Source organism: Burkholderia sp. WTPI3 (genome assembly GCF_021483755.1).
Taxonomy (GTDB): domain Bacteria; phylum Pseudomonadota; class Gammaproteobacteria; order Burkholderiales; family Burkholderiaceae; genus Burkholderia.
The window spans coordinates 23121-47035 of the sequence record NZ_JAGIXF010000022.1 but is presented as its reverse complement, the minus strand read 5'-3'; the positions used below and the strand labels follow the sequence as shown (position 1 = coordinate 47035).

Genomic DNA, 23915 nt, shown 5'->3' with positions numbered 1-23915 from the left:
GCTGTCGAGATGTAGAGGATGTGCGTCATGTGATTCGGAATACTGAATGGATGACGAAAGATCAAATTGAAGTTGGAAGAGTCAAGGAATCGGCTGAGTGCGTCACGAGTACGACAGCCTTATTGGAGGAAAACCGTGAAAAAACTGAATGTCGCTCTGGTGGGCACTGGCTTCATGGGCAAGGCCCACTCCATCGCTACTGCCGTGGTGCCGATCCTGTTCGGCGCGCCGGTGGAAATCGAGCGCAAGGTCGTGGTCGATATCGACGACGAACTCGCGCGCAATGCGGCTGCGCAATATGGGTTCGCCGAGCACGCGACGGACTGGCGCGAAGTTGTGTCGCGCCCGGATATCGACATCGTCGACATCTGTACGCCGAACGACACGCACGCGGCGATCGCGATCGCTGCCGCGAAGGCGGGCAAGCACGTGATGTGCGAGAAGCCGATGGCCATGACGGTAGCCGACGCGGAAGCCATGCATGCCGCCGCGAAGGAAACGGGCGTGGTAACGATGATCTCGTACAACTATCGCCACACGCCGGCGCTACAGATGGCCAAGCGCCTGATCGACGAAGGGCGTATCGGCGAGATCCTGACGTTCCGTGGCTACTACCTGCAGGACTGGGGCGCGGATCCGAGCACGCCGCTGTCGTGGCGCTTCAACAAAGAGAAGGCCGGCTCGGGCACGCTCGGCGATATCGGCACGCACGTCATCGACGCGGCGCGCCTGCTCGTCGGCGAGTTCGAATCGGTGAACTCGATTGTCAAGACCTTTATCGCCGAGCGGCCGCTGCCGGCCGGTCGCTTCTTCGGCCCGGCGGGTCAGGCGTCGTCGGAAAAGGGCAAGGTCGACGTCGACGACATGGCCATGACGATGATCAAGTTCACCAACGGCGTGTGCGGGACGATTGAAGTGACGCGCAATGCGTGGGGCCACCATAACCAGCTCGGCTTCGAAATCCACGGTACGCGCGGTTCGATTGCGTTCGATTATCAGCGTCTGAACGAACTGCGCGTGGCATTTGCGGACGATCCTTCGGACGCGTTCGGCTTCCGCACGATCTACTCGGGCCCGCATCAACCGTTTGGCGACAAGCTGTGGCCGGTTGCCGGGATGGGGCAGGGCTACATCGATATCAAGTCGATCGAGTGGTACAACTTCCTGCAGGCAATCGCTGGGAACAAGCCCGCCGCGCCGAACTTCGAGGACGGAGTCCAGATCGAGCGCATCGCTGACGCGATCCTCGTGTCGGGGAAGAGCGGTGTGTGGGAACACATCCAGCAGCCGGCTCGCGGGTAACACGGCGGCCGCCTGGAGTCGCGCGGAGACGGTGAGCTTCCTCGGCGAGCGGAAAATCAGTCTGGCGGCTCGTCGGCAACAGATCCGACGAGCACCTCCTCGTCTGTTCAGGTATCACCGTCGCGGTCGGCGAAATGCGATAGATCCGAATGCGGTCGCCACGCCGACCGTATTCGAACGATAGCGTGTCAATAGATCGGAGGCTGGAGATGACCTTGGCAATTGGGGTGATCGGCGTCGGCGTAATGGGATCGGAGCACGCTCGGATTCTGCGTGAAGAGACGTCGGGAGCGGAGCTGGTCGCAGTCTGCGATGCAGACGAAGGGCGCGCACGGACCGTGGCGGGTGACGCGAGAGTCTATACGGACCCGCGGGCGCTGATTCGGTCCGAGCATGTCGACGCCGTTCTCGTTGCCGCACCGGACCCGCTGCACGGCGATCTCGTACTCCAGTGCATCGAGGCAGACAAGGCGGTTCTGTGCGAGAAGCCGCTGGCCGGTACGGCGGCCGAGGCCCTCACGGTCGTTGACGCGGAAATCGCGAAGGGCCGCAGGCTGGTCCAGGTTGGTTACATGCGTCGTTTCGACCAACCGTACATCGAGATGAAGCGCGCGATTGGAGACGGCGAGATTGGGGCGCCGGTTGTCGTACACAACGTCCACCGCAATCCCGTCGCGCCGACCTGGTTCAACGGCGCGATGTCCATCACCAATGCGTTCGTTCACGAAATCGATGCAAGCCGCTGGCTGCTCGATTCCGAGCCTGTTGCCGCAAGTGTCTACAGTGCTGAAAACGGTGATCCGCTGGTTGTCGTGATGGAAATGGCCGGCGACGTGATCGTGTCGTCGGAGGTGTTCATGAATTGCCAGTATGGCTATCACGTACACGTACAAGTCGTCGGGCGAACCGGAACAATCGAGACTGCTCCGCCCGGATGTGTTGGCAGGAATGCCGGCGGCTACGGCATGACGGCCTATGCCGGCAATTGGATCGACCGATTCAGGTCCGCTTATGTGAAGCAGCTCAACGAGTGGATCCGATCGATCGGCGCCGGCACGCCAAGCGGGGGTGCAAGTGCCTGGGACGGCTATGTCACGACGTCCGTCGCAGAGCAGATCGTCGCTGCAATGGGGCACGGAGCGTCAGTAACGTTCTCGGCCGAGCGCGACCGTCCGACGATGTACGCGTAGTCGTGCCGATCCACGGAAATGCGGATGTTTGCGCGACTAAGGAGAAGAAATGATCAGAATCGGTATTCTCGGATGTGGGCGCATTGGTCAAGTTCATGCACTCGGTATCAAGCAGATTCCGTCGGCAAAGCTGGTCGCGGTTGCAGACGTCAACGAGAGCGCCGCAGCAGCCTGCGCTGAACGATTTGAGGTTGACGCACGCAATGCATCGGAAATTCTCGAGGGGAAGGACATCGATGCGGTTGTGATTGCGACACCGTCATCGACGCATTTCGATCTCGTTCACGCGGCGGTGGTTGCGCGAAAGGCCATTTTTTGCGAGAAGCCGATCGACCTGTCGTCGGCCCGGGTAAAGGCATGCATGGAGGCCGTCGAGAATGTGGGGGTGCCCTTCATGACGGCGTTCAACCAGCGGTTCGACCCGCACTTCGGCGAGTTGGCGCGCCGCGTACGCGAGGGTGAGATCGGCGATGTCGAGACTGTCACGATCACATCTCGTGATCCGGCACCGCCGCCGCTGTCGTATCTGAAAACGTCCGGTGGCCTCTTTCGCGACATGATGATTCACGATTTCGACCTCGCGCGATTCCTGCTGCGCGAAGACCCGGTGCGGGTGTTCGCCACCGGATCGGTGCTGGTCGAGCCATCCATTGCGGAGGTGGGCGACGTGGATACGGCGGCAGTGATCCTGACGACGAAGTCGGGGCGGATCTGCCAGATCTCGAATTCGCGCCGCTCGACCTACGGCTATGACCAGCGAATCGAGATCCACGGATCGCGCGGCATGCTGCGTGTCAAAAACGTTCATGAGTCTCAGGTGGAGCGTGCCACGGAAGTCGGGTTCGTCATGCCGGTCGCGCAACCATTCTTTCTCGAGCGCTTCGGCGCTGCTTACCTCGCCGAAATGCGCTACTTCGTCGACACGGTGTCGGCAGGAAAAATGCCGCGACCGGACGCCAGCGATGGCTTGAAAGCCCAGTTGATCGCCGACGCAGCCACGCTTTCGTGGCAGAGCGGGCAGCCGGTGGACATCGCCGGTTGATCGACGCGACCGGCATGAGAAACCGGTCGGTCTCCATTTCACACATATCGGGTGCTCACATGAAGATCGGTATCGTCGGCCTCGGCAACGTAGCAGAGCTGCACGTGACGGCTCTCGCCGAAATGGATCCGAAGCTGTTTTGCGGCGGTTGGAGCCGGACTTACAGAAAGGCGCAGGAATTTGTCGACAGGTTCGGTGGGCGCGCATACGAAACCGTTGACGAACTGCTGGGCGACGAAGCGGTCGATGCGGTTGTCGTGTGCACGAATACCGCCTCGCACTTCGACATGGCCAGGCGTGCGCTACTGGCACGCAAACACGTATTGCTCGAGAAGCCGTTGTGCGAGCAGGCGACGCAGATTCGTGAGCTTGCGGAGATTGCACGTTCGCAATCGAGGATCTGCATGCCTTCCCACAATTATGTCTATGCAGAGAGCATGCGGCGACTGCATGCGCATGTTGCGTCCGGGAAACTGGGACGGATCGTCAATTTCTGGGCGATCTACAACAAGCGACATGACGCTTCGATCGGCGCGCCGGATCTGACGATGCGCGAGCTGATGGTGCATCACGCGTACTGCATGCTGTATTTCGTCGGTCGCCCGTCGTCGGTGTTCGCGACCGGTTCCAATGTGCACTTCGACGATCCGAACGCCGACGATCAACTGATGATCACCGCGGAATACCCGAACGGAACGATTGCGAATCTGTGGGGAAGTTTTTCGGCCGATGATCGCAGCCGGGATCCCTGGTCCGTCTATTTCAAGATCATCGGCTCCGACGGAAGCGGCGTGATCCCGTGGGATGTCACGAAGTTTGGCGACGCGAGACTTCCGTTCTGGGATGACGCGACCTACTGGGACAGCTTTCTTCAGGTCGAAAGCTTCTTCGTGAATGAGTGCGTCGCGAAAGGTACGACGCCGTTGTCGACGCTCGACGACGCATATGACGCAGCCGTCGTGCTGGATGCGGCGCGTCGGTCTCTGCGCGAGCGGAGCGTCGTGCCGGTCGTCTACGGTTCCTGAGCCAGGCATAGAGGCAAACATGATCAGATACGCTGTTGTAGGCGCTGGATGGATATCGCAAGAGGCGTTCATGCCGGCTGTTGCCCAGACAGGAAATTCGGCGATCGGCGCGTTGGTTTCCGGAAATCCTGACGGGGCGCGGAAGCTCGCGAGATTCCATGGCGTCGACACGATCGTCGGGTACGACGACTATGACCGGATGTTGAACAGCGATGTTGTCGACGCGGTCTATATTGCCGTACCCAACCCGCTCCACGCCGATTATGCGATTCGCGCGGCACGAGCCGGCAAGCACGTATTGGTCGAGAAGCCGATGGCGACCAACGTCGCGGATGCGGAGGCGATGATTGAGGCAGCAGCCGAGGCCGGCGTATTGTTGAGCACATGTTACCGCTTGCATCACGAGGCAGGGACGATCGCGGCACTGGAAGCGATCCGGGAAGGCCGCATCGGCGATCCGAAGTACTTCAGCGGGGTGTTCGGATTTCAGTCCGCGGCGGGTAACCACCGGCTGGACAGCAAGAACTGGGGCGGCCCGCTTCAAGACATCGGGATTTACTGCGTCAACGCGGCGCGGCACGTCTTTTCTGACGAACCCGTCGATGCGTCGGCGATCACGACACGCCAGCCCGGAGATCCCCGCTTCTCGGACATCGACGACGCCATTGCGGTCACGTTGCGCTTCCCTCGCGATCGAATCGCACAGTTCTATTGCAGTTTTGGCACGGCGTCGATCGATATGTACAGGGTGCTGGGAACCGAAGGGGACCTGACCATGGAGCCCGGTTTCAGGTTCGAAACGCCGACCCGAATGGTACTGAACACGAAGGATGCTTCGGAGACGATGCATTTCCGACACTGCGATCACTTCGGCGGTTTGATTCAGCAGTTCTCCGAATGCATTCAGAAACGCAGCAAGCCTGCGTCGAGTGTCGAAGAGGGCTTGGCTGACCTGAGGGCCTTGTTGGCGATCGAGGCGTCTGCTCGCACGGGAACGGTGGTATCCGTCGAACCGACGCGTTTTAGCCGCCGAAACCTGACGCTCGATGATGTGCGCGCCGTACCGAGAACGGAGAAGCGGCTGCTGCTGTAGGCGTTCAAGCCGGGAGAACTTGCGCGACATGCTACCCGAGGCTCGCACGGCGTGCCTCGAATCCCTGTCACGGATGCAGATCCGTGGCGCGAGACTTAGTTGTAGCCGAGGATCGATACCGACCGGAGATCGGGCCGATCGGGAACATTCGCCGCGATGGAAGACATCGGTTCACGCAGAAGGGCGGTGTACGGAGAGACGTTTCGCTGGTCCGTGGCGGGTACGTTTCGATGGTTCGTGCGGGTTACCGGGGCAGCGTTGTGAAGGGCGGTGCCGAGAACTTTCCGTGGCGTCATGGGGCGAGGGTCCAGATATATCCGTCGTTTCGAGATTCGCGGTTTGCCGAATGGCTTTCGCACTCTACGTCGTAAAGAAGGAATGCGAATAAATAATAGGATCGGAAATGATCTTGAGCCAACGAGAAATTCCGCACACGGCTGTCAACATTTTCCTGACAAGCAGATACGAACGTATCGATGTTCGACACCAATGCGCTGTCTTCGCCGTGTTGACTCGAGAAGATCGACGGGCGCAGGCAGGTGTTCTGTGGCGTATGACGGGACGGAAACCTGCATCCTCGATGGTGAGGCAATGAATACACGCTTCCTGGAGACGTTCGTGACGCTCGCGCAACAAGGCAGCTTCCGGGCTACGGCGCGTCTTCTTCATACTTCGCCCGCGACGATATCGACACGTATCAAGGCGTTGGAAGACGAGTTGAGGACCGAGCTCGTCGATCGAACGGCGGCGGATTTTCGTCTCACCCTGTCTGGGCAGAGCTTGTTGACGCTGGCGATGAACGTGGTAGACGCGACCCGTGCGCTCAAGAAGGCAGCCGGTCTCGATCTCGCGTTACGCGGACCGATACGTTTCGGCGTGATCGACACGATCGTTCACAGCTGGCTTTCCTTGTATGTGACGCAGTTGAGGGAGCGCGTCCCGGGCTTGGTGGTCGAGCTGACCGTAGATTCGAGCCCGGCGCTGAACAGGAAAATCTTGCAGGGCGAGCTCGACATGGCTGTCTGCGCAGAGGTCGTTGGTAGCGACAAGGTCATGTCGAGCAGGATTGCAAGCTATCCGGTTCGATGGATTGTCAGCCGGGAGCTGCTTTCCGGTTCGGACGTGGATCCGGTTCACCTCGCCCTGGCGCGGCCGATACTGACATTCGGAAGGGGCACGACGTCGCACCTGGCGGTGGAACGCATCGTCCGAACACTGGCCGGTGGAGTCGGCATCCCGGACGAGGCGATACGCATAACCTGTGCCTCTTCGGTCGCTGCGATCGTGCAATTGGTGCGTGATGGATACGGTGTCGGGGCAGTCCCGCACCTGTTCGTGCATGACGAACTGGAGAACGGGCGAATCGCCGAGCTCGCGCTGGAGCCGCAGCCGCCGTCGATCGACGTGTCGTTGTGCATGCCGGTCAATGCATCACCGGCCGTCGTAGCGGCAGCCGACGCGGCCCGGGACGTGTGCGCCACATACTGCCGAGGAAAACCGGAGACGCTGATCCGGGCCGCCTGACCGATCATCCCGATTGCGGTCGTTCGGGCAGTGGCGGCGTACCGATTGACTTTCGGAATATGGTCGCCGGCGGGTATATGACTTCCCTAATATGATCCGGAGGCGCGTTGCGGTAGCCTGTCGCATTAGGTATCAGATGTTAGTCTGGTGCGAATTTCATGCTCTCCGCTCATGCGGCTTTCGGTTTCGGTGCTGGCGCACCTGTCGGGCCGCTGATTTCGGGCGATCGGCGCTCGCGCTCATCCCTACCGGCAAAGAGAATTGGCGATGTTAGTCGAAGTCAGCAAATTCAAGGAATCCCAGGAGTTCGCTCTTCAGACCGTTAACTTTGCACGGTCGATGCTCAATTGTTCGGCCGCCGTGTTCACATGGCTCGATTCGCACGATCAGCTATTGCCGCACACCCAGATGGGATGGCCTGAAGAGACCATCAAGGACTATTACACGGTATTCGCCTCGGCCGATCCGCTGAACGTCTATCGTCTGATTAAACAGCGTGCGACCGTAGTGACCCTCAAAGGGGCAAAGCGCGACGACCAGCACTCCAGTTGGTCGGATTACCAGAGGAAGTACGGGCTCGTGGACGAAGTCGGGTTCCTGTTCTGGGCGGGAGATACACCACTAGCGTGCCTCTCCGTCATCAAGAAGCAAGGCGATAGCCCGTTCTCGACCCCAGAACCCTTCGGACAGATGTACGACTATATGCAGCACAGCTTCTCGATGCTTGCATCCGTCAAGAAGGTCCAGGCAGACCACGCGCTGCGAAACGAGTACTTCCTGACGGAGCGGGAGCTCTCAGTCGCGTCCCTGATGACCGCCGGCCTGTCCAACAGGGATATCGCCGAGACGCTGGGCATCGAGCTTGCCACCGTCAAGTCGCACGTCATTCGAATCCTGGGCAAGCTGGGCATCGAGAGCCGAACCCAGCTTGCGGCGTTCTCCGCCGACCTGGGCACACCGACAACGAAATAGCCTGGGTGCACCGGGGCGGTGCGTTCGTCTTCGCCGCCGCTTGCATCAACGGAAATTTTTCTCATCCTTTGGATGGACGCACGGCGTCTTGGCCATACATACAATGGTTTCAAGGCCGCCGGACATCATCCAGACGGTCGTAACTCTCGCATTGGTTCACGCCTGTTGCGTGGCCTGACAGCTCACTTCATCGATCACGATCTTCAACCTTGAGGGTGGTGCGCGTTACACATGGCTTGAGCGGCGTCCGGCTGTCAATTCGCATAACGAATTAACGTCCGATGCGTGACGGATGTTTGCCGAGTGCCGGTTGATTGTGGACCGTATTCGGTCCAGTTCGCCGAATTGATAGAAATTCGTGATCTGCATGCATCGAGAATCACAATTGGACCTCGTCTAATTGGCGCAAGACGATGCATGCAAGCGAATCCTGGAAACAGAAAGCGCACGATTCGCCGGCTCGGTGAGCAGCGCACGTGCTGGTTAAAGTGAAGTCAAGGAGACGTTTCAGTGAATGATTATTCCGGGCGCGTGGTTGTCGTAACCGGTGCTGGTTCCGGCATGGGGCGAGCAATGGTTCGCGAGTTCGTTTCGAGAGGGGCGAACGTAGCCGCACTCGACATCAATCTCAAGAATGCCGTTGCCACTGTCGAAGCGTTGGCGAATCCGTCGATGGCGTACGCACATCAAGTGGACGTCAGCGACCCGCGTAGCGTCGAGGCCGCTGTCAAGGCGGTGATCGAGCGTTGGGGGCACATCGATCTTCTGTGCAATAACGCCGGCATTCTGGATGGACACGCGACGGCTCACGAGGTGAGCGTCGAAGAGTGGGACCGCGTCATCGCCGTTAACCTCACGGGACCCTTCCTGATGGCTCGAGCGGTCATTCCGCAGATGCTGAAGCAGGGCAAAGGGGCGATCGTGAACACGTCGTCCACCTCGGGCTTTAGTGCTGCGGGCGGCGGGACTGCCTACACGGCTTCCAAACACGGTGTGATCGGTCTGACCCGACAACTCACTTTCGAATACGGCGCGCGCGGCATTCGTGTCAATACGATTTGCCCGGGCGCAACCGCAACCCCGCTGGCGATGTCGGAGCACACGACGGCGAATTCGCCTGATATGGAGGCGGCCCTGCAGAAATTCCCGGCCCGTCGCTGGTGTCAGCCGGAAGAAATTGCCAAGCTCGCCGCGTATTTGGGTGGCGATGATGCCGACTTCGTGCATGGCAGCGAGTACGTGATGGACGGCGGCTGGCTTGCTGCTGCCCGGGATCCTTTCTGAGCGGGCGTTTGGCTACACGCGTGGCGCGGCGCAGGTGCCCGCGCCTGCACATGTCGGTGGAACAACAGGAGCTTGTGAATGTTTTCGAATCGTGAATGGCCGGAGACCGGCATCGAGGGATTCAAACGAGGCTTTCAGACGGTTGATGGCGTGCGGATGCATTATGTGAGCGGCGGCAAGCCGGACGGCGACGTGCTGGTTCTGATTTGCGGTTTCCCTCAAAGCTGGTATGCGTGGCGCAAGGTTCTGCCTCTGCTGGGGCATCGGTACCGTGTTATTGCTCCGGATCTTCCCGGGCAAGGTGACTCGGATCGTCCCGCGGGTGCGCTCGACACGGTCAAGGCCGCCAAACTCCTTCGTGGTCTGGTCGAGAAACTCGGTGTCGATCGACATGCACTTGTCGTACACGACATCGGTGGATGGGTCGGCTATCCCTACGCGGCGATGAATGGCGACAGGGTCACCGGCCTCGCGATCCTCGACACGGGTATCCCGGGCATCAGTCTTCCGGATACGCTCCCGTGGGCTTCTGACGTTGCGTGGCGGACGTGGCACGTCGCATTCCACAACATTCCGGATCTTCCGGAAGCGCTCTTGGCCGGCCGCGAGCACATCTATCTCGAGTGGTATTTGCAACGGAAGGCGGCAAATCCGCAGGTGTTCTCCAAAGCGGACTTCGAGGAATACCATCGCGTATTCCTGACGAATGGTCTGAAAGGCGGTCTCGCTTATTACCGCGCTATCTCGGTGTCTGCCGAGCAGAATCGCGAATTGAGTGCGAAGGGCAAGCTCAAGATGCCGGTCCTTGCGGTCCGTGCAGATCAGGGATCAATGCCCGACCTGGTCCCGCAGCTGCAGCAGGTCGCTGCGGACGTTCGCGGCACGATGGTAGCTTCCGGACACTACATCCCGGAAGAGGCGCCCGAGGCGCTTGCAAAGGAACTCGAGAGTTTCTTCGGATAGTACGAGCGGACAAGCAGGTGCCGCTCCTGACGATCTGGCCAGCGTCTGGAGAAATCCGTCGCCCAGTTCGAACGGGTATGGAGCGCCCGCCGCATGCTGCCGAGCGATGTCAGTGCGTCGCGGGCGCTGCACTATGCCCGATGAGAGATCTTCGATCTTGAGATAGAAATGGCAGGCATCGAATAAATTCGATGGTTCATTTAGTAAGTATTCCTAGTGAAATTAACTTTGGTGATTTGGGGGGGGGATGAACAAGAAAATCATTGCAGTCGCCGCACTGAGCATCGTAGCGTACTCGCAAGCAAAGGCTCAAAGTTCCGTAACGCTCTATGGGATCGTCGACACGGGTGTGGGCTATGTACACAACAGCGGCGGGCAGAGTTCGCAAGTGAGGATGTTGCCCAGCAATCTTTCGGCTTCCCTGTGGGGATTGAAGGGAACGGAGGATCTGGGTGGCGGGCTCTCGGCCATCTTTACAGTAGAGAGCGGCTTTGACGGCACGAACGGCGCACTTGCGACACCGGGAAAGTTGTTCAGCCGACAAGCGTTCGTGGGCATTTCGAGCCAGTACGGCACCCTGACGCTCGGTCGTCAGTACGATCCGCTGACCGATCTCGAACAGCAGTTGACCGCTGATGTCTACAGCGGCTGGTTCGCTACGCCGGGTGACGTCGACAATTACGATTCGAGTGCTCGATTCAACAACGCCGTGAAATGGGTGAGTCCGTCGTGGGGCGGTGTTTCGGCCGAGGTCATGTATGCGCTCGGTGGCGTCGCTGGATCCACGGGGTCGGGGCAGACGTGGAGCGCAGCAGTTGGCTATCAAAGCACGTCGTTCAGCGTCGGCGGCGGCGTTCTCCACATCGACAACGGCAACGCAACGTTGGGCAATCGCGGCACCTCCTCGTCCGACTCGCTGTTCAATTCGCCGGTAAATGCGGCTTATGCGTCAGCCCGGTCGATCAATATCGCCCGGATCGGTGCCAATTACGTTGCGGGCCCGTTCACGGTGGGCGCGGCGTATGGCTATGCCCAGTATTCGGCCGATTCGGCATCGACGTTCACGGGGTCGGAGAAGTATCACAACGGTTCGGTCTTTGCCCAGTATCAGGTGACGCCTGCGTTCCTGCTGATCGCCGGCTACAACTACACGCGCGCACTGGGGGATTCGTCTGCCAAGTACCACCAGGTGAATATCGGGGCCGACTACAGCTTGAGCAAGCGCACCGACGTCTATGCGCTCGCAGGGTATCAGCATGCAAGCGGGCAGAACGGGCAAGGCGCCGCTGAGGCTTCCATCGGGTCGTACGGAATTGCGGCGGGCAAAGGTACTCAGGAAGTTGTAGCCGTTGGCCTGCGGCACAAGTTCTGAAGCAATCTGTATGAGGCGCCGCGGACCGATGCGAGGGTGATTCCTTCGTGAATTCCGCGGCGCCGCGTTGCTCATTTTCCTGACACGAAGGTATTGGGATTTCTGTATGCCGGCATCAACTCACTCCGATGATGATTACGCGTCCAGTCCGGTTCCTGAAGATGCAAGGACCGGTTGGAAGGGCATATTCTTCGCTACGTTAGGTATTGCGACCGCGCTTTTCTTTGCTCAGATTGCGTCGATCATTACCGTGAGGTTTGGCGTAGCAGCAGCGCTGATCGGGCTGGCCTACGGATACTGCGTTTCGACATTCGTCGGTGTGCTGCTCGTTCGTCGATCCATCCAGACAGGGTTTGGCATCAATATCTGGGCCAGAACCGTGCTCGGGTATCGTGGAGCGGGATTATTCAGCCTGGCCTACGGAGTGGCCTGCCTCACTTACTTCGTCGCAGAAGCCAGCATCATGGGGGCTTCGCTGCAGGCTCTCTTTCCGCAAGCTCCTCATGCGTTGATATACATCTGCCTTGTCTTCGTCATGTTGCCGCTCGTGTGGTCGGGCATGAAGGTCCTTGCAAGATTCCAGACAATGAGTCTGGTGCTGTTCGTTGTGTTTGTTGTGTGGGCGATAAGAAACGCGCTTGATGTTCCCGTGGCTGGCGCTCCGCTCCCGGAGATTCGTCTTGCGGCAGCCCCCTTCACCAGCCTGCTTGAAGTATTGGGCATCGTTAACGGTCTCGCCTTCATCATTGGTCTCGTGACGGCCGACTATGCAAGATTTGTGCGCAAACGAGAACTCCGAGCAGGGACCGTGTTTGTCGGCGCGTTGTTTCCTGCGTTCTGTTATGGGATCACCGGGATCTTGGGGATCTGGTTCGCTGTCCAGATGCGGGAAAGCAATCCCGGCGTCTATTTCGTTTCGTTGCTGGGTGCGGGGGGGATCATTTTCGCGTGTACGACGCAGCTCAGAATCAATCTCGGGAACATCTACTCAGGCACCGTTGCCTTCGTCAACGCACTCGAGCATCTATTTGGCGTTTCCGTCAGCAGAAGAGTCGTCATCGTTGCTTTCTGCGCGGTTGCGGCCACTGTGCTGATTTCAGATGGTACGCACTTGCTCGCGAGTGCCCTGAACTATATCGGTATGTCCATGGCTTGCTTCGTCACGTTGCTTCTCGTCGATCAGTTCTGGGTTGGACGATCCCGAGATGTGCCCGATGTCATGCCTCAAGTGATCATGAACTGGCGATGGACGGGATTGAGCTCATGCCTGATCGCAACCCTATGTGGAGTGTGCATCGGTAACGCATCGCTCTTCCCATCGTTGTACCAGTGGGCGACACCGGTGTCGGTGCTTGTCCAGGTGATCCTCTTTGTTGGTATCGAATCGTACTGCAATCGACGAAGGGAACTGTCGTCACATGCTGCCTCGAGTTAGAGGGGCTACGTGAGAAACGGACCTGTTCTCTGGAGCGCTAGGCTACCTGACACCAGCAAAGGTCACTTTCGAGGAAGGTTTGAGAATGCGAAAGCGCTTTACGGACGAGCAAATCATCGGCTTCTTGAGAGAGGCCGAAGCTGGCGAGGCGGTCCAGTATCTGTGCAGGACGTACGGTTTCAGCGATACCTCCTTCTACTCCTGGCGGGCGAAGTTTGGTGGCAACGACGGCGTTGAATCGCAAAGGTTGAAGTACCTTGAGGGCGAGAATGATCGACTAAGGAAGCTATTGGCGGAAGCCTTGGCCAAGCAAGGGGCATCGGGTATCGCTAGAGACGATGTGTAGATCGTCCACGTCGCCTGGGTCGTCGTCGTTCCGATGTCGTTGTGATTGGCGTCGAGCGATCCGGCATTCGACTTGAACAGATCATGATGCTTCACGCTTTGTCGATCGTAACCACCTCTGCGCTTCAATGTCGGGCTGGCGCGCAGACCTAAGTAGTGGACTCAACAGGGAACCGAGTCATGCGAAAGATATTCCTGAGATCGCTGCATAGCCGTCATCCGATTGACTCAGCAGAGGTCTCTGCTTGTCAGACGGGTTCCGATGCTGGAATCCGTAACATTGAGTCAGACCGAAACAGCTTGGTTACGTACTACAGCCTCGGACAAGTGGTTGCGCACCTGCGTTTCGACGCGCGGAATGGAGAGCAGAGTCCGGCCGAGCGTAGCCGAAAATAAAAAAACCGGTCCAACGTCAGATCACGGCATGGGAGCGGCCACCGCCAGATTACGCGGTGGAAACGCCACTGAACGTGCCAAGTCGGACCCGATCTCTCGTCTGTACCTGTGACGAAGCTGTCGAAACCATAGCGTGTCAAACTGATGGTATTGCGAAAGCTTGCAGGCTCAGCGGCCGCGTGCGTTCGTATGGTGCCTGGAGCGGGGCGCAAGTCGTTTCGACGGCCTGGTTGAGGGCGGCGTCGGTTCGCCCCGCCTCCAACTGAACTGCAATGGAGCTCACGCATCAGACTTCGCTGCCACGAAGCGGAACTGCAACGGTCAATCTGCGGTTATCGAGTGCAGAAATGACGCGACTTGTGACCGCGTATTCAATCCGAGCTTTGCCAGCACCCTTCCCACGTGCGTTTTGACCGTCACCAGCTCGATCTGGCATTCGTGGCAAATCTCCTTGTTGGAAAGTCCACTCGCAATCAAGTTGGTGATCGCTAGCTCTCGAGCTGTCAATAGATGGTGCTCGGTGAGTTTCCGATTGCGTCGATGGGTTTTTATCGAATCCAAACCGAGCAGGTTGTACTGGATATAGCTATGCATTTCCTGGAGTACGGATTCATTGTCGAGCGTTTTGTCGTGTCTGCCTTTTAGAACATTGAGAAAAGCGATGGCTCGGTTGTCCTGCCAAAAGACAAAGGCGGCCTCGTCCACGAATCCGTACCGCGCCATAAACTGTGCGTACGGGATGTGGCAATCTCTAAATCTATTGTCTGCGATCTTTCTTAGAGTAACGACCGAAGATCTGTTTGATAAAAGGAAGTCGGGGGAGATCGGATCGAACTCTCTGAAGTCTCGATAATAGTCGCGAATCATCACGTCGCCGAGGCCGTGTTCCGTGCACGGTGGAATCTTCTGGGTAGCGTCAATCCAGGTAAAGATCGCGGCAGACGACTCCAGAAGGGTTTGGGAAAATGCAATGGTCCGCTTGGCGAAGTCCTTGCAATCGTCGTTCAAGTGATATCGCATGGTTTATCCAAGTGGAATAGACAAAGGATCCTTTTCCGAACCTGTCTGACGGAGGCTGGAACGCTGGCAGCCTACGCGAAAAGGCTGCTAGCGCGATGTTCAGCGATGGGATGCAAGAACCGAACCAAGACGACTGGCAGGTCACACGCCCCCGTATACGGTGACGGTGGCGACGAATCCGGCAAAGTGCCCCGGGTGCCGTAGAGGTAGACGCACGATCTGGAAGCGCGTCATTGCACCTTGGTCGTGCATGGCGCACCACGTGCGATCGGCGCTCCATCTTGAAGCGACGTATAGATACTTTCGGAGGATGTTGGCCAGAAATTCGCTGAATATAGTTCGGCTACCAAGTCAACGGGTTCCGCGGTACGCGTATCAAGGTGCGATACCGAGAGAACCGCGCACAGAAAAGAGGTGGCTCGAATGAAGACAAGCGGTTACAGGGCGATTGCAGAGAAGGGAAATAAACTTACCGGGAACATGGGCGCCTTTGGTCTTGCGCTGAGCGTTCTGGCTTTTTCGGCCCCTCTCACGACCGTATCGGGATATGTGCCGGTCGCGTTGATGTATGGCGGTGCAGCCAGCCCTACCATCTTCATCGCGACGATGGTTCTGCTGATGCTGTTCTCGCTGGGGTATCTGACACTCAACCATGCTGCGAAGCGACCGGGCGACTTCTACGCATTCATCACGCATGGCTTGGGCAAGAGTGCCGGGCTTGGAGCCGGATTGCTCGCCACGATTACGTACTTCATCATCCTTGCCGGTGTTCCGGCGTATTTTGGCGTTGCGTCCGCTGATCTGCAGCGGACGCTCACGGGATGGGCATTCCCCTGGTACTACTTTACGCTCGCATGTTGGCTTGCCATCGCGATTTTCGGGTATCTGCACATCGAAGTATCCGCGAAGTTCCTGACTTGGGTAATGCTTGCCGAAGTCATCGTTTGCGTCGCGTTCTGCGCTGGAGTTATTGGCAGCAATCCCCCAAGCGACTTGCCGCCGAACGCCATTTTTTCCCCATCCGGATTGTTCAACGCGAACAGCCCGTTCGCCATGCTGTTTGCCGTCTCTTTCTTTATGGGGTTCGAGGCGACGGCTTTGTTCCGTGACGAGGTGCGCGACCCGGATAGAACCATTCCGCGAGCAACTTATGGTGCGGTGATCTTCATCGGTCTGTTGTATACGTTCTGCGCATATGCACTTATTCGCGTGTATGGACACGACGTAATCTCCGTAGCAACGCAATCGCCCGCCACCATGTTTCAGAATGCCTTCGACAAATTCGTCAGCGCGCGGATGCGCACGCCGGTCGCGATCCTGGTTTTGACCTCGGCATTTGCATCCAGCTTGTCCATTCATAACGTGCTGACGCGTTATCTTCACAACCTCGGCATCGATGGCGCATTTCCGCAGTACCTGAGTGCGATCCATCCGAAGCATTTGTCACCGCACCGCTCGTCCATTACGGTTTCGACGCTGACGCTGCTTGTTCTTCTGCCGTTCATCGTGACCGGGGCCCAACCGGAATTGCTTTACGGTCGACTGTCCGGCGTCGGTACCGCAGGAGGGCTGATCCTTATGACCGTCGTAAATGTTTCATGTCTCGTCTGGTATTTCCGCGAGGGGCGGTTCATCGGTGCAGGCGTTTTCAAAGCGTGTGTTGCGCCCGGTATCTCCGCAGTCCTGTTCGTTGCGCTCGTCGTCCTCGTTGGCAAGCACTTCGAGCTTCTCGTTGGCGGCGAACCAGGTCAAAGCACGTGGATGCTCTATAGCCTGTGTGCAGTGCAGATTTTCGGGATGGCATTGGCCGTTTATTTCAGGAAGGCCAAGCCCGAAGTGTTCCGGCGGTTGGGGCGCAATCCTGACGTCGAGTCTCGAGATAGCGACACGGACGACGAGGCCGTTCTCGCCGTCACCCAATGACATATCCATGCTTCGGATGTGAATCGCAATAGCTTCGGCTTCAGTCGCGAAGCAACTCGGCATCCGATTCATCTCGGTTTCAAGAGACCAGTCCAGGTACGTTCATGCGCATCATTAATCCATCCATTGCCGTCGTGGGAAGCGGACCGTCCGGGTGCTACCTGGCTCAGTCGTTGATAAAGGTTTGGCCGGATTCTGCAGTGTCGGTGTTTGAATCGGAGCCGGTGCCATTCGGTCTGTTGCGTTACGGCATCGCGGCCGATCATCAGGGTTCGAAATCCGTGGCGATGCAGTTCGATCGGTTGTTTCGACGCGAGGGGGTCAATTTTTTTGGGAATGTAACTATCGGAAAAGACCTGTCGTTTGAGCGATTGACAGAGAGTTTCGACATTGTCGCGCTCGCGACGGGTTTGGCAACGGATTCGGTTCTTCCGGTTCCACAACACCCGAAAGCAAACGTCGTTGGGGCAGGCGAAATACTGCGGGCGCTGAACGGCTATCCCGAGCCTCGGTTGCCCCATGACAGAGGGCGATTTTGCTCCTTGGGTGAATCGTTGGCGATCGTCGGGCACGGGAACGTCGCCATAGACGTTGCCCGGTTGCTGGCCAAACGCATCGAGCAATTCGATAACTCCGATATCGACGACGAGCGGCTATCGATGCTTCGCTCGAATCGTCTCGAGCGGATTCATCTCGTCGGAAGATCCAGCGCAGGCGACGCGAAATTTGACATTGCCATGCTGCGCGAACTCTGTGATCTGGGGCATGTAAAGGTATCTGCATCGGGTCTTTCGGACGACGATCAGAGCGAAAAGGCACAAGTGCTGCGGAATGCCGCGAGACGCATCGTATATGCTAAACCGCTGGTCGATATTGTTTTCCACTTCGAATGTACGCCAGTGCAGGTCGATGCATTGCTGACGAAGAGCGTTTTGCGCGGACGTTCGAAAGCCGAAGGTATCGTGAGCTTTCACGTCGACACGATCGTTACTGCCATTGGTTTTACGAACGAGGTCGGCGATATCGGCGCTCGATGCAGGCCGTGGCGTGCGTTGAATGTATTCGAGGTCGGTTGGGCGAAGAACGGCGGAAAGGGCGGGGTTGCCGCGAATCGCAGAGACGCACAAGCCGTGGCCGCGCAGATCGTCGCGATGGTGCAAGACGGAGCGCTGCCGATCGGCCGGCCCGGATTGGCCGCGCTCGGAGACCAGTTTCCAGCCGATTTCGTGAATTACGCCGGCTGGCTGGAGGTGGACCGGTATGAACGGGATGCGGCGGGGCCGAACAGGCTCCGCAAGAAAATTGCAGATCGCAGGCGCCTGCTGGAAGTGGCAAGGCAGGTCGTGAGCGTGGGGTAATCGTCTAAATATGAGCAAAAAGAAATGAGTGCATCAATTCTGATTCTGTTTGGCACGGAGAGCGGTAACGCAGAGATGGTTGCCGACGATATTGCGATGTGCTTCGCCGAGAAAGATATGCCGAGCGTCGTCAAATCGATGGCGGATCAAGCAGTGGACGAACTGGAGGCGGTCAGTTTCGCGATCTTTGTTACCTCTACGTACGGCGAGGGCGATATGCCGGAGACGACCGAGCCGTTCTATCGCGCGCTCGTCGATACGCGTCCCAATCTGGCTGCGACGAGATTTGCCGCGTTTGGGCTTGGGGATTCCAGTTACGCGAATTACAACCGCGCAATCGATCTATTGACTGAAATGCTCGCTTCGTGCGGAGCCACGCAAATTGGCGAAACGGGACGACACAATGCATCGAAAGGCATGCCTGCAAACCAGGTGGCGGTGGAATGGTCCCAAAGCATCCTTTCGATTTTAGGCGAATAAGGTGGTTTCGATGAAAAATCAAACAGGCGATTTCATGAACGACCCTTACCTTCCGTGGGCGGACCTCGCATTTCGTGACAACCCGTACCCGTGGTATGAGCGATTGCAACGCGAGGCACCGGTGTATCGGATTAGCGAACGTGAGTTCGTCGTCTCGAAGTATTCCGACTATGTGGAGTTTGCCAAGCATCCGGCGATGAGCATGGAGGAGCCGAACTGGGTGAAACCCCACCCGTGGCACGTGTTCAAGGAGAGTGTGCTGTTCTACGACCCGCCGCGGCAGACGTTATTGCGGCGGCACTTCAACAAGTGGTTCACGCCGAAGATGGTCGCAGAGTGGGCGAAGCATACAAAGGCGCTAGTGAGCGACGCGCTGGACAATGTCGCGCAAGATGGCGTTGTCGAGGCTCATCACAATATTTGTGTCGTGCCCACCCACGTCACGATGTGTCGCATCTTCGACATACCGGAGGACGACATCGAAGGCGTGATAGAGAACGGGTTGCGTATTGTCATGGCTCAGTCTCCGGCTTCAACGAAGGCGCAACTGGACGATGCGGTAGAGGGGTTCAAATATCTGTTCGACCGGTGCAACGCGTTTGTTGCCGAGAAGCGTCGAAATCCCGGAAACGGTCTTGCGGATGCGCTAATCGAGGCACAAGCGCGAGGCGAACTATCCGAGGCTGAGGTCGTCCAGGCTATGGTCAATTTTTTCTTCTCTGGTGCACCCAATCCGGCTTACGTACTCGCGTCGGCGTTGGAGCATTTCACGCGTGAACCTGAACTCTTCGACCTCTACAAAGCCGATCGCGAAAGCCGCCAGGCGATGATCAACGAATTCCTGCGCCTGTATCCGCCAGAGATGTCCTTCACTCGGTACAACAAAGCCGCAGTTACGATCAGAGGCACGGTGATCCCGGAAAATAGCGTCATTCGCTTCATGACTGCGGCAGTCAATCGGGATCCTGATGTGTTCGAGGATCCGAACACATTCGACCATACTCGTTCGATGCGTGAAAGCCAGATGCTGTCGTTCGGCATCGGAACACACAGCTGCGCGGGGCAATTGATCAGCCGCGTCGAAATCGAGGTGATCTTGTCAGCCATAGCGGAACGCTATTCACGCGTGGAACTAGCCGGCTCGCCCGCGGTTCAGCACGACGATCGCATTCGCAACTATTTGACTTTGCCGTTGCGCTTTTCCTGAAGTGACCAAGGGCGCGAATCGGGGGATGCTCGCTGATCGGGCGTATTCCGGACTAGCGCTCGAGGAGCGTCTCGCGTGCAACATCTGCTCGGGGCGCTCCCTTCATTCCGCTATCGGCGACCCGCCCGGTGTCGTCATGCGCACGCTGTCGACCGTATCGTCCGTTGCTTCCATCATTCCTCATCCGCGCTCCGATAGCATGCCTTCCAATAGCAGCTCGTCCGGGAAGTTTCCCGGCGATGTCCCAACCTCACGACATCAATGGTTCGCCGTATTGGCCGTCGCGGTCAGCGCATTTGCGTTCGTCACTTGCGAATTTCTACCGGTCGGCATTCTGGCGCACATCGCTCTGGATCTGCATGTCACGTCCGGGACGGCAGGCTTGATGATGACCTTGCCCGGTGTGATGGCTGCCTTGGCCGCGCCGACCTCGGTGGTTGTTGCTGGAAAATGGGATCGCAGGTACATACTTTTGATATTAACCGGATTGCTGACGTGCTCAAGCTTCGTCAGTGCGTACTCGACGAACTTCACGACGATGCTTGCTGGCAGGGCACTGTTGGGGATCGCATTGGGAGGGTTCTGGACGCTCGCGACCGCGGCGGTGGGGCGCATGGTGCAAGCCCGGGATACGGCGCGCGCGATCGCATGCATCCTGGGAGGAGTTGCATCGGCTACCGTCATTGGTGTGCCGCTCGGGACACTGATCGCTACGCTCGCATCCTGGCGGGAATCGTTCATTGCGACCGGTGTCCTCGCAACGGTAGCGCTTTTTGCGCAGGTCGCCTTCGTGCCGAAGCTGACAGCTGAAACCACCGTGGGCGTTCAGGACTTCATTTCGCTGCTGCGCCGGCCGCACGTGCGTCTGAGCCTGATGATGGTGGCGTTCGTATTCGGCGCGCATTTTTCCACCTATACGTACCTGGAACCTCGTCTCGGAGAGGACTTTTCGGTATCGGAGATTTCAAGCCTGCTTATGGTGTTTGGTATTGTCGGCTTCATGTCGAACGTGACGCTTTCGGCGGTGATGGATGGCCACGTGAAAGTCGCCACCGCGATCGCGACGGCTCTGCTGTTCTTCGCATTGTTGCTGATGGTGCTACTGGATCACGCGCGAATCGGCGAGGCGGCAGCATTGTCGCTTTGGGGCGTAGCGTTCGGCGCAATCCCGTTGTGCTTCAGCATCTGGACTCAGCACGATGCCGCTGACTGCCCCGAAGTCGGTTCGGCGCTCTTCATTTGCGTTGTTCAAGTCGCCATCGCGATTGGGTCCGCCGTGGGAGGGCTGATCGTCGATCATATGGGCATACGAGCAGATTTCTCTATCGGGTGTATTTCCTCCGTGCTCGGGTTGGTGACCCTATGCACACTGAAGGCCCCATCATGCGGGCAGCTGGCGTTTTTGTCTGCTACGGGTAGAACCGTAGTCGGCCAACATCCTGGCTCGTCACATCGAGATAGCCCCCCAGTCTCTGAATGACCGCTATCCAATCCAGCGATTCGCCTAACCTTTTCCCGCTTCAGAGCGCGGTCTGGAGTTGATTGGATCGTGCGACACGGCGTCCCCACCGCAACCGGGCAGGACGTACTTGCCGCGATCGGGGAATACGAACTCGCCGCCATCGTGACCGTTATGAAAGTCATTGAGTCACGAACACGTGCAGCGTTGAAAGACCATCACGGTGCGAAGCGAAGCCTCGCTTCTCGGCCTGCGCCCCCCGGATGCTGATCGCTGGCCCTTTGCAACGTCATTGACGTGCCACGTAGCGACCGCCGCAGCGCGTGGAGTAGCTGCAGCTTCGACGTCGGCGTGCGTCTTCATGCTGCAGCGCACTCACGCGTAAACACGGAGTTTTGCGTCTTGCAAAGCCGTGTAGAGTGTGCGTAAAGAATATAAATATGCACAAAAATGACGCTTAGGCATTTGTTGTGTACATTGGCGACTTCGTAAACGGTATGGAGGAGACGACGGTGAAAAGGTGGGTCATTACGTCAATTGCCTGCGCAACAGCGGGCCTGGGCCCGGTATCGTGTGCCTATGGGCAAAGCAGCGTGACGCTCTGGGGCTTGCTCGATGCAGGTGTGTCATACATCAGCAATACGTCGGGCCACCCTGCATGGCGGCTCGACGACGGCATCGCGTTGCCCAACCTGCTGGGATTTCGCGGGACCGAGGATCTCGGTGGCGGTACCCGCGCGGTGTTCCAGCTGGTGACGCAGTTCACGCTGCAGGGCAATCTCGTCGCTCAGAAGAGCAACGGGAGCGGTACCGGAACCGGGCTTTTCGCGCGCAATGCATGGGTCGGCCTCGACAACGCGCGCTTCGGCAAGCTCACGCTCGGACGCCAGTACGACTTCATGGTCGACACGCTGTTCGCCGATGTCGGGGCCGATATGGCGATGTATGGCGGCGGATTCTACGGCTTCCGGGATGGTCCGTTTGCTAAGCTCGGCATTCCCGATTCTCCGCCGAACGAGGCGTTCGACTTCGACCGCATGAACGGCGACACGCCTCTTGGCAACGCGGTCAAGTACACGAGTCCGTTGCTGGGAGGATTCCGGTTCGGCGGAATGTACGCATTCGGCGGCGTGGCGGGGGATTTCCGCCAAAACAGCGCGGAAAGCTTCGGTGCCAGCTATAGTGCTGGCGCGTTTGCATTCGGCGCGGCCTATACCGACGTGCGTTATGCGTCATTGCTCGGCGACAGCATCAGGAACTACGGGCTCGGCGCGAAATATCGCGGCGACAAGTTGCTGCTGACGGCGCTGTTCACTGACACGCACAATACGCATAACGGCGCGGTTGTCAACGCGGCGGAGGTCGGCGCACTGTATCAGTTCACGCCGGCATTCTCGACGAGCCTCGCCTACACCTACATGTGGGGGAACGAGGTTGTCGACCGCAATCACGCCCATCAATGGGGGGCCGTTGCGAAGTACCATCTGTCGAAGCGGACGGCCGTCTATCTGCAATCGGTGTATCAGCTGACGAACGGGGGGGCGAATGCGTCGATCAACGGGACGTTCGGCCCGTCGAGCAGTCGCTCGCAGTTCATCGGCCGGATCGGCATGCAAACGATATTCTGATTGATCCGTGCGACGGTGGCGGGAGTCGTCGTCGCAATGGGGTGCATTCGCAGACGCAGTATCGGGGCACTGCGCGCGACTTACTGCACCGAGGCCAATTGCCGCTCCAGTGCGGCGGCAACTCGAGTCAGCGTTCCTTCGATATGCTTGCGCAGCAATTTCGCTGCCTTGTCCTTTTCCCGTCCGATCGCCGCTTTCATCAGCGCCTCGTGTTCCGCGCCCTTGTGGCGTTCCTCCGTCCGATGGAGTGCCGAGTAGCGCCGATAGCGTTCGGCGCGGTCGAACAGCGATCCGACCATGTTCAGCAGCAGCGGGCTCGGCGTCGCGGACAGCAACGCCATATGGTAGGCGCGATGGCGCTCCGACCAGTCGTCATCGAGGGCCACCGGGCCGGTACCCATCCGCTTTTCGGCGAGGCTCAGCCGATGGAACGCCGTCAGCACGGCAACTTCCCAGTCGTCGTCGCCATGCTCGATGGAATCCATCAGCGCTTCGTGTTCAAGCAGGACGCGCAGGCGCGTGATGTCCTTGAAGTCGTCGATACTGATCGGTGCGACCCAGAAGCCGCGATTCTCGGCCGCCTGCACGATTCCGTCCTGCGCGAGGCGGTTCAGTGCTTCGCGAATCGGTGAACTGCTGAGACCGTAGGTCTTCGACAGACTCTCGACTTTCAGGCGCGTGCCTGGCTCCAGTTCACACCGGATGATCGAGGTTTTCATCCGCGCGAAAGCAACATCGATGAGCGGGGCACCATTGGAGGCAGGTGTCGAATCCATGGCGTGGCATTCCGGATTGTCAATGCGGTAATTTTATGCGCAAAGATCGCTTCTATGCAAGATTGAGTCGGAAGGCTCGTCGGACAAAAAAAGCGCTCGGGCGAAGCACCGAGCGCTGAAG

Annotated in this window: 19 protein-coding genes and 1 pseudogene; 18 read left to right on the top strand and 2 right to left on the bottom strand. The window is 58.4% G+C overall.

Annotated elements, in window-relative coordinates; translation table 11 throughout:
* Positions 1-135 precede the first annotated feature (135 nt).
* The 12 genes and pseudogenes from J7024_RS14665 to J7024_RS14610 all read left to right on the top strand — a co-directional run.
* Positions 136-1302, top strand: coding sequence for a Gfo/Idh/MocA family protein (locus tag J7024_RS14665; protein WP_212061842.1), 1167 nt, complete (start codon positions 136-138; stop codon positions 1300-1302).
* Between the two features lie 209 nt (positions 1303-1511).
* Positions 1512-2492, top strand: coding sequence for a Gfo/Idh/MocA family protein (locus J7024_RS14660; protein WP_234745166.1), 981 nt, complete (start codon positions 1512-1514; stop codon positions 2490-2492).
* A 49-nt stretch (positions 2493-2541) separates the two neighbouring features.
* Positions 2542-3534, top strand: a complete 993-nt coding sequence (iolG, locus tag J7024_RS14655) for an inositol 2-dehydrogenase (protein WP_234745165.1) — start codon at positions 2542-2544, stop codon at positions 3532-3534.
* The gene (locus J7024_RS14650) at positions 3531-4559 is read left to right on the top strand and encodes a Gfo/Idh/MocA family protein (RefSeq protein ID WP_234745164.1); all 1029 of its coding nucleotides are present in this window, start codon (positions 3531-3533) and stop codon (positions 4557-4559) included. The genes iolG and J7024_RS14650 overlap by 4 nt, the downstream gene beginning before the upstream one ends.
* Complete coding sequence (locus J7024_RS14645) at positions 4480-5652, top strand: Gfo/Idh/MocA family protein (protein WP_327796261.1); 1173 nt, start codon at positions 4480-4482, stop codon at positions 5650-5652. Before J7024_RS14650 ends, J7024_RS14645 begins: the two co-directional genes overlap by 80 nt.
* Positions 5653-6243: 591 nt before the next feature.
* Positions 6244-7176 carry a LysR family transcriptional regulator gene (locus J7024_RS14640; RefSeq protein WP_234745162.1) on the top strand — a complete coding sequence of 311 codons (933 nt, stop codon included), beginning with the start codon at positions 6244-6246 and terminating at the stop codon, positions 7174-7176.
* A 267-nt stretch (positions 7177-7443) separates the two neighbouring features.
* A complete protein-coding gene (locus tag J7024_RS14635; RefSeq protein ID WP_205787339.1) occupies positions 7444-8148 on the top strand; it encodes a response regulator transcription factor in 705 nt (234 codons plus the stop codon).
* A 510-nt stretch (positions 8149-8658) separates the two neighbouring features.
* Positions 8659-9432, top strand: coding sequence for an SDR family NAD(P)-dependent oxidoreductase (locus J7024_RS14630; RefSeq protein WP_048985709.1), 774 nt, complete (start codon positions 8659-8661; stop codon positions 9430-9432).
* Positions 9433-9510: 78 nt separating this feature from the next.
* On the top strand, positions 9511-10395 hold the full coding sequence (locus J7024_RS14625) for an alpha/beta fold hydrolase (RefSeq protein ID WP_234745161.1): 885 nt from the start codon (positions 9511-9513) through the stop codon (positions 10393-10395).
* Between the two features lie 247 nt (positions 10396-10642).
* Positions 10643-11767 (top strand): porin, encoded by a 1125-nt coding sequence (locus J7024_RS14620; RefSeq protein WP_062885823.1) that lies wholly within the window; start codon positions 10643-10645, stop codon positions 11765-11767.
* A gap of 106 nt (positions 11768-11873) precedes the next feature.
* Positions 11874-13202 carry a hypothetical protein gene (locus J7024_RS14615; protein WP_212061852.1) on the top strand — a complete coding sequence of 443 codons (1329 nt, stop codon included), beginning with the start codon at positions 11874-11876 and terminating at the stop codon, positions 13200-13202.
* Positions 13203-13287: 85 nt separating this feature from the next.
* Positions 13288-13506, top strand: a pseudogene (locus J7024_RS14610) (transposase); the annotation flags it as partial.
* 758 nt (positions 13507-14264) lie between these two features.
* Here J7024_RS14610 and J7024_RS14605 read toward each other — a convergent pair.
* Positions 14265-14963: a response regulator transcription factor gene (locus tag J7024_RS14605; protein ID WP_212061854.1), complete on the bottom strand. Its 699-nt coding sequence runs from the start codon at positions 14961-14963 to the stop codon at positions 14265-14267.
* A 423-nt stretch (positions 14964-15386) separates the two neighbouring features.
* Here J7024_RS14605 and J7024_RS14600 point away from each other — a divergent pair, with 423 nt between their 5' ends.
* The 6 genes from J7024_RS14600 to J7024_RS14575 all read left to right on the top strand — a co-directional run bounded on the left by J7024_RS14600 (position 15387) and on the right by J7024_RS14575 (position 23018).
* Entirely contained in the window at positions 15387-16886 is a 1500-nt protein-coding gene (locus J7024_RS14600; RefSeq protein WP_234745160.1) for an APC family permease, read from the top strand.
* A 104-nt stretch (positions 16887-16990) separates the two neighbouring features.
* Positions 16991-18244, top strand: a complete 1254-nt coding sequence (locus J7024_RS14595; RefSeq protein ID WP_234745159.1) for a hypothetical protein — start codon at positions 16991-16993, stop codon at positions 18242-18244.
* Between the two features lie 24 nt (positions 18245-18268).
* Positions 18269-18724 carry a flavodoxin domain-containing protein gene (locus J7024_RS14590; RefSeq protein ID WP_234745158.1) on the top strand — a complete coding sequence of 152 codons (456 nt, stop codon included), beginning with the start codon at positions 18269-18271 and terminating at the stop codon, positions 18722-18724.
* 34 nt (positions 18725-18758) lie between these two features.
* Complete coding sequence (locus tag J7024_RS14585; RefSeq protein ID WP_234745157.1) at positions 18759-19931, top strand: cytochrome P450; 1173 nt, start codon at positions 18759-18761, stop codon at positions 19929-19931.
* 136 nt (positions 19932-20067) lie between these two features.
* Positions 20068-21411: an MFS transporter gene (locus tag J7024_RS14580; protein ID WP_234745156.1), complete on the top strand. Its 1344-nt coding sequence runs from the start codon at positions 20068-20070 to the stop codon at positions 21409-21411.
* Positions 21412-21887: 476 nt separating this feature from the next.
* Positions 21888-23018, top strand: coding sequence for a porin (locus J7024_RS14575; protein WP_234745155.1), 1131 nt, complete (start codon positions 21888-21890; stop codon positions 23016-23018).
* A gap of 80 nt (positions 23019-23098) precedes the next feature.
* On the opposite strand, the gene J7024_RS14570 is transcribed toward J7024_RS14575, so the two are convergent.
* Positions 23099-23794, bottom strand: coding sequence for a GntR family transcriptional regulator (locus J7024_RS14570; RefSeq protein ID WP_234745154.1), 696 nt, complete (start codon positions 23792-23794; stop codon positions 23099-23101).
* Positions 23795-23915: the final 121 nt, after the last annotated feature.